7 protein-coding genes and 1 tRNA gene are annotated in these 6,407 nt (G+C 65.7%); 4 read left to right on the top strand and 4 right to left on the bottom strand.

What is annotated here, in order from left to right:
- Together Q7T84_RS13055 and Q7T84_RS13050 are read left to right on the top strand one after the other, a co-directional pair.
- The coding region (locus Q7T84_RS13055; RefSeq protein WP_304809560.1) for an ABC transporter permease at positions 1 to 346 on the top strand (346 nt) is incomplete at its 5' end.
- Positions 343 to 1,131 carry an ABC transporter permease gene (locus tag Q7T84_RS13050; RefSeq protein WP_304809557.1) on the top strand — a complete coding sequence of 263 codons (789 nt, stop codon included), beginning with the start codon at positions 343 to 345 and terminating at the stop codon, positions 1,129 to 1,131. The genes Q7T84_RS13055 and Q7T84_RS13050, both read left to right, overlap by 4 nt.
- Here Q7T84_RS13050 and Q7T84_RS13045 read toward each other — a convergent pair.
- From Q7T84_RS13045 to Q7T84_RS13030, 4 genes are all read right to left on the bottom strand, one after another.
- Positions 1,128 to 2,540, bottom strand: coding sequence for an amidase (locus Q7T84_RS13045; RefSeq protein WP_304809555.1), 1,413 nt, complete (start codon positions 2,538 to 2,540; stop codon positions 1,128 to 1,130). The genes Q7T84_RS13050 and Q7T84_RS13045 overlap by 4 nt on opposite strands.
- 150 nt (positions 2,541 to 2,690) lie before the next feature.
- The gene (locus Q7T84_RS13040; protein ID WP_304809553.1) at positions 2,691 to 3,218 is read right to left on the bottom strand and encodes a hemerythrin domain-containing protein; all 528 of its coding nucleotides are present in this window, start codon (positions 3,216 to 3,218) and stop codon (positions 2,691 to 2,693) included.
- Positions 3,219 to 3,327: 109 nt separating this feature from the next.
- A complete protein-coding gene (locus Q7T84_RS13035; protein ID WP_304809551.1) occupies positions 3,328 to 4,617 on the bottom strand; it encodes an MFS transporter in 1,290 nt (429 codons plus the stop codon).
- 253 nt (positions 4,618 to 4,870) lie between these two features.
- A tRNA-Thr gene (locus Q7T84_RS13030) sits at positions 4,871 to 4,946 on the bottom strand.
- Between the two features lie 260 nt (positions 4,947 to 5,206).
- Here Q7T84_RS13030 and Q7T84_RS13025 point away from each other — a divergent pair.
- A complete protein-coding gene (locus Q7T84_RS13025) occupies positions 5,207 to 5,686 on the top strand; it encodes a YaiI/YqxD family protein (protein WP_304809549.1) in 480 nt (159 codons plus the stop codon).
- A 57-nt stretch (positions 5,687 to 5,743) separates the two neighbouring features.
- On the top strand, positions 5,744 to 6,217 hold the full coding sequence (locus Q7T84_RS13020) for a cytochrome c family protein (protein WP_370653659.1): 474 nt from the start codon (positions 5,744 to 5,746) through the stop codon (positions 6,215 to 6,217).
- The last annotated feature ends 190 nt before the right edge of the window (positions 6,218 to 6,407 follow it).

The following is a 6,407-nucleotide window of genomic DNA, read 5'->3' as shown; positions in this document are numbered from 1 at the left end:
CTATGCGGCGCTGGAGCGGATGGACCATACGCTGCTGGAGGCGGCCGCCGACCTCGGCTCGCCGCCGTGGAAGAGCTTCTGGCAGGTCACCTGGCCGCTCTCGATCCCGGGCGTGGTGGCCGGCTGCCTGTTGTGCTTCATCCCGATGGTCGGCGAGTTCGTGATCCCCGACCTGCTCGGCGGGTCCTCGACCCTGATGCTCGGCAAAACCATCTGGACTGAGTTCTTCGCCAACCGCGACTGGCCGGCCGCCTCGGCCGTGGCCATCGTCCTGCTCGTAACCCTGGTCGTGCCGATCGTCCTCTACCAGCGCCAACAGGCCAAGCTGATGGAGGCTGGCCGATGAAGCGGGGCCTGACGACCTTCAACATCGCCAGCCTGGTGATCGGCTTCGGCTTCCTCTACCTGCCGATCATCCTGCTGGTGATCTACTCGTTCAACGCCAGCCGGCTGGTGACGGTCTGGGGCGGTTTCTCCACGAAGTGGTACGTCTCGCTGTTCCGCAACGAACAGCTTCTGGACGCCATCTGGGTCACCTTCCGGATTGGCTTTATCTCGGCGACCATAGCCACGGTGCTCGGGACCTTCGCGGCCGTCGCCTTGGTGCGGGCCGGCCGTTTCAGAGGCCGCACGCTCTTTTCCGGGATGATCTTCGCGCCGCTGGTGATGCCTGAGGTGATCCTTGGCCTGTCGCTGCTGTTGCTGTTCGTCTCGCTGGGCTTGCCGCGCGGGTTCTGGACCGTGACGGTCAGCCACGCCACGGTCACCATGTGCTACGCCGCCGTGGTCATCCAGGCACGGCTCTCGGCCTTTGACCGCCAATTGGAGGAAGCCGCCCAAGACCTGGGCTGCCCGCCGATCAAGGCGTTCTTCGCGATCACCCTGCCCAATATCGCGCCGGCCGTGGCCGCCGCCTGGATGCTCGCCTTCACCCTGTCGCTGGACGACCTGGTGATCGCCAGCTTCACCTCGGGGCCGGGCTCAACCACCTTGCCGATGCGCATCTACAGCCAAGTGCGCCTGGGGGTCAGCCCGGAGATCAACGCCGTCTCGACCCTGCTGATCGGCCTGGTCGCCACCGGCGTGATCGCCGTCTACCTGTTCCAGATGCGCAAGCGGCGCGAGGCCTAGAGCCCCGCCACGCGATCGAACCAGGGCCGCGCCTTCTCCAGTTGGCCGGCCAGGCGGAAGAGGCCCGCCTCCGCGCCCATTCGCCCGACGAACTGCAGGCCGATCGGCAGGCCGCCCTGGCTCCAGGCCAAAGGCACGCTCATCGCCGGCTGCCCCGTGTTGTTGAAGGCCTGGGTATTGGGCATGAAGGCGAACAGCCGCTGCGTGTACTCGCGGACGTCCTCGGTCAGGTGGCCGACCGGGATCGCCGGGCTGCCCAGGGTCGACATCAACACCACATCATAGCGCTCGAACAGGCCAGCCACCGCCCGACCATAAGCGTGGATCGCCGCCAGCCCGCGCACATAGGTCGAGCCGGAAACCTGCTTGCCGCGCTGATACATGAGCCAGGTCAGCAGTTCGACATCGCCCTCCCCCACCGGGCGGCCCCGGCGCTCACCCTCGAAGTCCAGGGTCGCGGCGATGCTCGCACCGATCACATCGCCGGCGCCCTGCTGCATGGCCGCCAGATCGCCAGGAATGACCACCTCCTCAACGCTGTGGCCCAGTCCCTCGCACAGCCTGGCCGCGTCCAGCACAGCGGCGACACATTCGGGATCCAAGCCCGGCGAGGCCAGGGCGGCGGTCGTGTAGCCGATGCTCAGCTTGCCCGGGTCACGATCGACCTCGCTGAAGAACGGCTGATCGGGCTTGGCGATGAAATAGGGATCGCCAGGCTGCGGGGTGCAGACAATGTCCAGCAGGACAGCGCTGTCGCGGACAGAACGGGTGACGGCGTGTTGGATCGAAGCCCCGCCCCACCCCTCGCCGGTCGGGGCGAACGAGACGCGGCCGCGCGAAGGCTTCATCCCAAACAGCCCGCAGGCCGAGGCTGGGGTGCGGATCGAACCGCCGCCGTCGCTGGCGTGTGCGGCGGGCACGATGCCTGCCGCGACCGCGGCCGCCGCCCCGCCCGATGAGCCGCCCGGCGTGCGCGTGATATCCCAAGGATTGCGGCACGGCCCGAGCAGGGTCGATTCCGTCACCGGCATCAAGCCGAACTCCGGCGTATTGGTCTTGCCGAAGATCACCAGCCCGGCCTCCTTGTAGGCGGTGGTGATGGCGCTGTCGGCGGGCGCCAGCTGGTCGCGAAACACCGCCGACCCGGATGTCGTCGGGGTCCCGGCCAGTTGAGCGCCAAGGTCCTTGAGCAGGAAGGGCACCCCAGCCAACGGCCCGCCCCAGATGTGACGGTCTGCTGTCTTGCGGCCCATTTCGGTCAGATCGAGGGTCACGGCGTTGATCTGAGGATCAACCTGCGCCATCCGGGCAACCGCCGCCTCGAGCAGTTCCGGAGGCGTCACTTCGCCCTTGGACACCAGCCCGGCCAGGCCCACGGCGTCGTGCTTGCGATAATCCTCGAAATCCATGGCGCGTCCCTCCTGCTATTTGATCCCACGTGACCACAGGTGGGCGCGCCGTCCAACCGTCGAAGGCAAACGCGATGGCCCACGTCGTCGACAACGTGGGCCAAAGGCCGGACCTGGTCGCGCCGAGCATCGACCAGATTTCGGAATCCGCTACGCCATGCCAGCGTGTTCGACAGCCGCGCCGGTCATGGTGTGAGTCCGCTGGATCGGCAGGCCATCGGCCTTGAACTCCTTGGTGAGCTCTTCCTTCCGAGCCCGCATCTCGGCGCCCAGCGCCTCCATGTCCAGACCGGCTTCCCGCGCCTGGGCGAACATGCCCTCCGAGCGCATTTCCTCTTCCTTGACGTGGTGCTTGATCTCCTCGGACAGCACCTTGACCTTGGCGTCGTAGAACGCATCGTCCGGCGCCCCGTCCATCAGTTCAGCGATCAGCATCTTGGCCCCGTCGTGCTCGACATAGGCCTCGTCCAGCGTGTCGTCCTCGATCTTCCCGCGGCATGCGGGGTAGAAGATCTCTTCTTCGATCTTGGTGTGAACCGTCAGTTCAGTACAGATTTGCCGGACCAACGCGGCCTTCTTGGTCGAGTTGGTGGCCTTCTCGTAGTCTTCGAACAGGCCCTCCACCTTGCGGTGATCGGCCTTGAGCAGGGCGATAGCGTCGGGCGCGGAACTAGCCATTGAAATCTATCCTCGCGAAGGGGGCGCAGCATCGCGCCAGGGAAGAACACGCCGTTCAACCCATTCCGCCAGGTCCGGTTCCTAAGTCGGACGGCCGACCTCCGCCGGCTCAGTCCTCGATGATTTTGCTGTGCGCCCGCGTGTCGCGCATCCGCAGGTAGGTGATCAGCGAGACACCGATCATGGCCGTGACGTACCAGTAGAAGCCGCTCTCCATCCCCTGCGTCTTGAACCACAGCGCCACGTACTCGGCGGTGCCGCCGAAGATCGTATTGGCCAGCGCATAGGGCAGAGCCACGCCCAGCGCGCGGATGTGGGTGGGGAACAGCTCGGCCTTCACCACAGCATTAATCGAGGTGTAGCCAGTGACGATCACCAACGCTCCCAGCACGATCGCGAAGGCGACGTAGGGATCGTCGGTCTTCGCCAGGGTGGTGAAGATCAGATAGGTGAAGGCCACGCCGAGAACGCCGAACCCGATCATCAGCGGCTTGCGGCCGATCTTGTCCGACAGCGCCCCAGCCGCTGGTTGCAGCAGCATGTAGAAGAACAGCGCCGCCGCGGTGATCCAGGTGGCCGTCTCGCGGCTGAAGCCCGAGGTGTTGACCAGGAATTTCTGCATGTAGGTCGAGTAGGCGTAGAAGGCGAGCGTGCCGCCGGCCGTCAGGGCGATGACCACCAGCGCCTCGCGCGGGTGGTTACGGAACAGCTCCATCCCGCTCGACTTGGGGGCCTTGGCCTCCTGCGCGTTCTTGAACGACTCCGTCTCCGCCAGGCCGCGCCGCAGGTAAAAGACCACGATGGCCAGCGCCCCGCCGATCACGAACGGGATGCGCCAGCCCCAGGCTTCAAGCTCAGGCTCGGGCATCACCGCCTGCAGAATCAGCAGCACGGTTAGAGCCAGGAGTTGGCCGGAAATCAGCGTCACGTACTGGAAGCTGGAGAAGAAGCCCCGCCGATCCTTGCCGGCCATCTCGCTAAGATAGGTGGCGCTGGCGCCGTACTCCCCGCCCACGCTCAGCCCCTGCATCAGGCGTGCGAACACCAGGAGGGCCGGCGCGACCCAGCCGATGGTCGCATAGCCCGGCGTCACCGCGATCAGCAACGAGCCGGCGCACATCAGGGCCACCGACAGCGTCAGCCCCGCCTTGCGCCCCTTGCGGTCGGCATAGACGCCCATCAACCAGGCGCCGATGGGGCGCATCAGGAACCCAACCGCGAAGACCGCCGCGGCGTTTAGGAGTTGCGCGGTCGAGTCGCCCTTCGGGAAGAAGATCGGCGCGAAATAGAGGGTGAAGGCTGAATAGACGTACCAGTCGTACCATTCGACCAGATTGCCGGTGGAGCCCCCGATGATGGAGCGAAGGCGCTGCCGACGCTCTGCTGTGGTGTCGGCCATGGTCTTGTCTCCCCCTGTTCGCGGCGAAGGTGGTGACCTGCGCCGGGTCCGGAGTCAAAGGCTCAGACCGGCAAGACCGTGTGGAAGGACGTGCTGTGGGCCGGCGGCCAGGCCATGCCGATGACCTATGGGGTGAACAGTCGCCAGTACGCCGCGATCATGGCCCGCGGCCACCACTTCATGGAGACCCCAATCGGCGACGCGGTGATCGCCTACGCCCTGCCAGCGCGATCGTGGCGGTGGTGGCGGGGAGTGGTGCCGGCTACAGGAATCGAACCCGTGACCTTCGGTTTACAAAACCGCTGCTCTACCAGCTGAGCTAAGCCGGCCCATTGGAATACATAGGCTTTTCGCCGTCTGGTGGGCGGCAAATCACGGGCCGGCCGATCTTCTGCGAACGACGGCCCGATTTGCTCTTCCTTAGCCGCTCCCGCATGCCCGCTGCAACCGCTTCGGCGACGCCGAACATCCCGGAGAGTCGAAAGCTCGGCCTGAGGCGGCTCTCGCTTTACGGCGATCTGGCCTAAAGAGATCATGTTGGGTCCCTCTGCCGGGTGGCGCGTGACTCCTTCTGTTTGCCGAGGCGAGATTGAACCACAAGCCGATCGAGATCTTCATCGACGCCGACGCCTGCCCGGTGAAGGACGAAACCTACAAGGTCGCCCAGCGCTACGGCCTGAAGACCTGGGTGGTGTCCAACGCCTTCATGCAGATCCCGCCATCGCCGATGATCGCTCGGGTGATTGTCGACGCCGGTCCTGACGTCGCCGACGACTGGATCGCCGAGCATGTCGCCCCCGGCGACGTGACCGTCACTAACGACATTCCGCTGGCCGAACGGGTCCTGCAGGCCGGAGGCCACGCGCTCACACCCACCGGCAAGCCGTTCACCGAGAACTCAATCGGCGCCGCCATCGCCCAGCGAGCCCTGATGGAACAACTCCGCTCCACCGGCGACATCCTGGGCGGTCCAAAGCCGTTCGATCGCAACGACCGCTCGCGCTACCTCCAGGCCCTCGACGAAATTATCCAGAAGGAACGCCGCAGGCGCGCCTTGCAACGCGGCTGAGCAAGACTAGCTTGCGGTCAAGTTTGTCGAAGGGATTATAAGATGCGCCACGCAGTGATGTTGTCCGTCGTCGGGGCCTGCGCCTTGCTGGCTGGTTGCGGCCAGGGCGGCGAGAAGACCGCCCAGGCGCCGGCTGCTCCGGCCGTCCCTGAGCCCACCGACGCCGAGAAGCAGGCATTGCTGGCCGCCCTGCCCGCCCCGTACAACACCGCCGACCTGGCCAACGGGAAGCAGAAGTTCGGCATGTGCCGCTCCTGCCACACGATCGTTCCGGGCGGCGCCAACATGACCGGCCCGAACCTGCACGGGGTCTTCGGCCGCAAGGCTGGCGAGGTCGCGAGCTACAAGTATTCCGACGCCGTCACAAACGCCGGCTTCGTCTGGGACGCCGCGCACCTCGACAAGTGGCTGGCCGAGCCGCGGACCTTCCTGCCCGGCACCAAGATGTCCTTCGCGGGCCTGAAGGATCCCAAGGACCGCATCGACCTGATCGCCTTCTTGAAGGTCGAGACCGGCTACAAGGCGCCCTAAGCGAAATCTCGCAACGAGCAACCTTGACGAGAATATAGTTCGGCCGCACCATCAGCGCGTCGAAGCTGCTTTTTGCATCTGTCAGCCGAGATCCCGCGCCAGCCCGCGACACCCCCTTGTCGACGGCGGCGCCACCCCGACAACTCGCCTCCCCCTCGGGGGAGGCATTTTCGTTTTGGAGGCTAGGTGC

The sequence above is a fragment of the Phenylobacterium sp. genome, assembly GCF_030654915.1.
Taxonomy (GTDB): Bacteria; Pseudomonadota; Alphaproteobacteria; order Caulobacterales; family Caulobacteraceae; genus Phenylobacterium.
This window is presented reverse-complemented; position numbering and strand designations above follow the sequence as displayed.

What these genes read in the sequence shown, in the direction of transcription:
- Q7T84_RS13050 (WP_304809557.1), top strand. Translation starts at nt 343, where the DNA reads ATGAAGCGGGGCCTGACGACCTTCAACATCGCCAGCCTGGTGATCGGC.
- Q7T84_RS13045 (WP_304809555.1), bottom strand. Translation starts at nt 2,540, where the DNA reads ATGGATTTCGAGGATTATCGCAAGCACGACGCCGTGGGCCTGGCCGGG.
- Q7T84_RS13040 (WP_304809553.1), bottom strand. Translation starts at nt 3,218, where the DNA reads ATGGCTAGTTCCGCGCCCGACGCTATCGCCCTGCTCAAGGCCGATCAC.
- Q7T84_RS13035 (WP_304809551.1), bottom strand. Translation starts at nt 4,617, where the DNA reads ATGGCCGACACCACAGCAGAGCGTCGGCAGCGCCTTCGCTCCATCATC.
- Q7T84_RS13020 (WP_370653659.1), top strand. Translation starts at nt 5,744, where the DNA reads ATGTTGTCCGTCGTCGGGGCCTGCGCCTTGCTGGCTGGTTGCGGCCAG.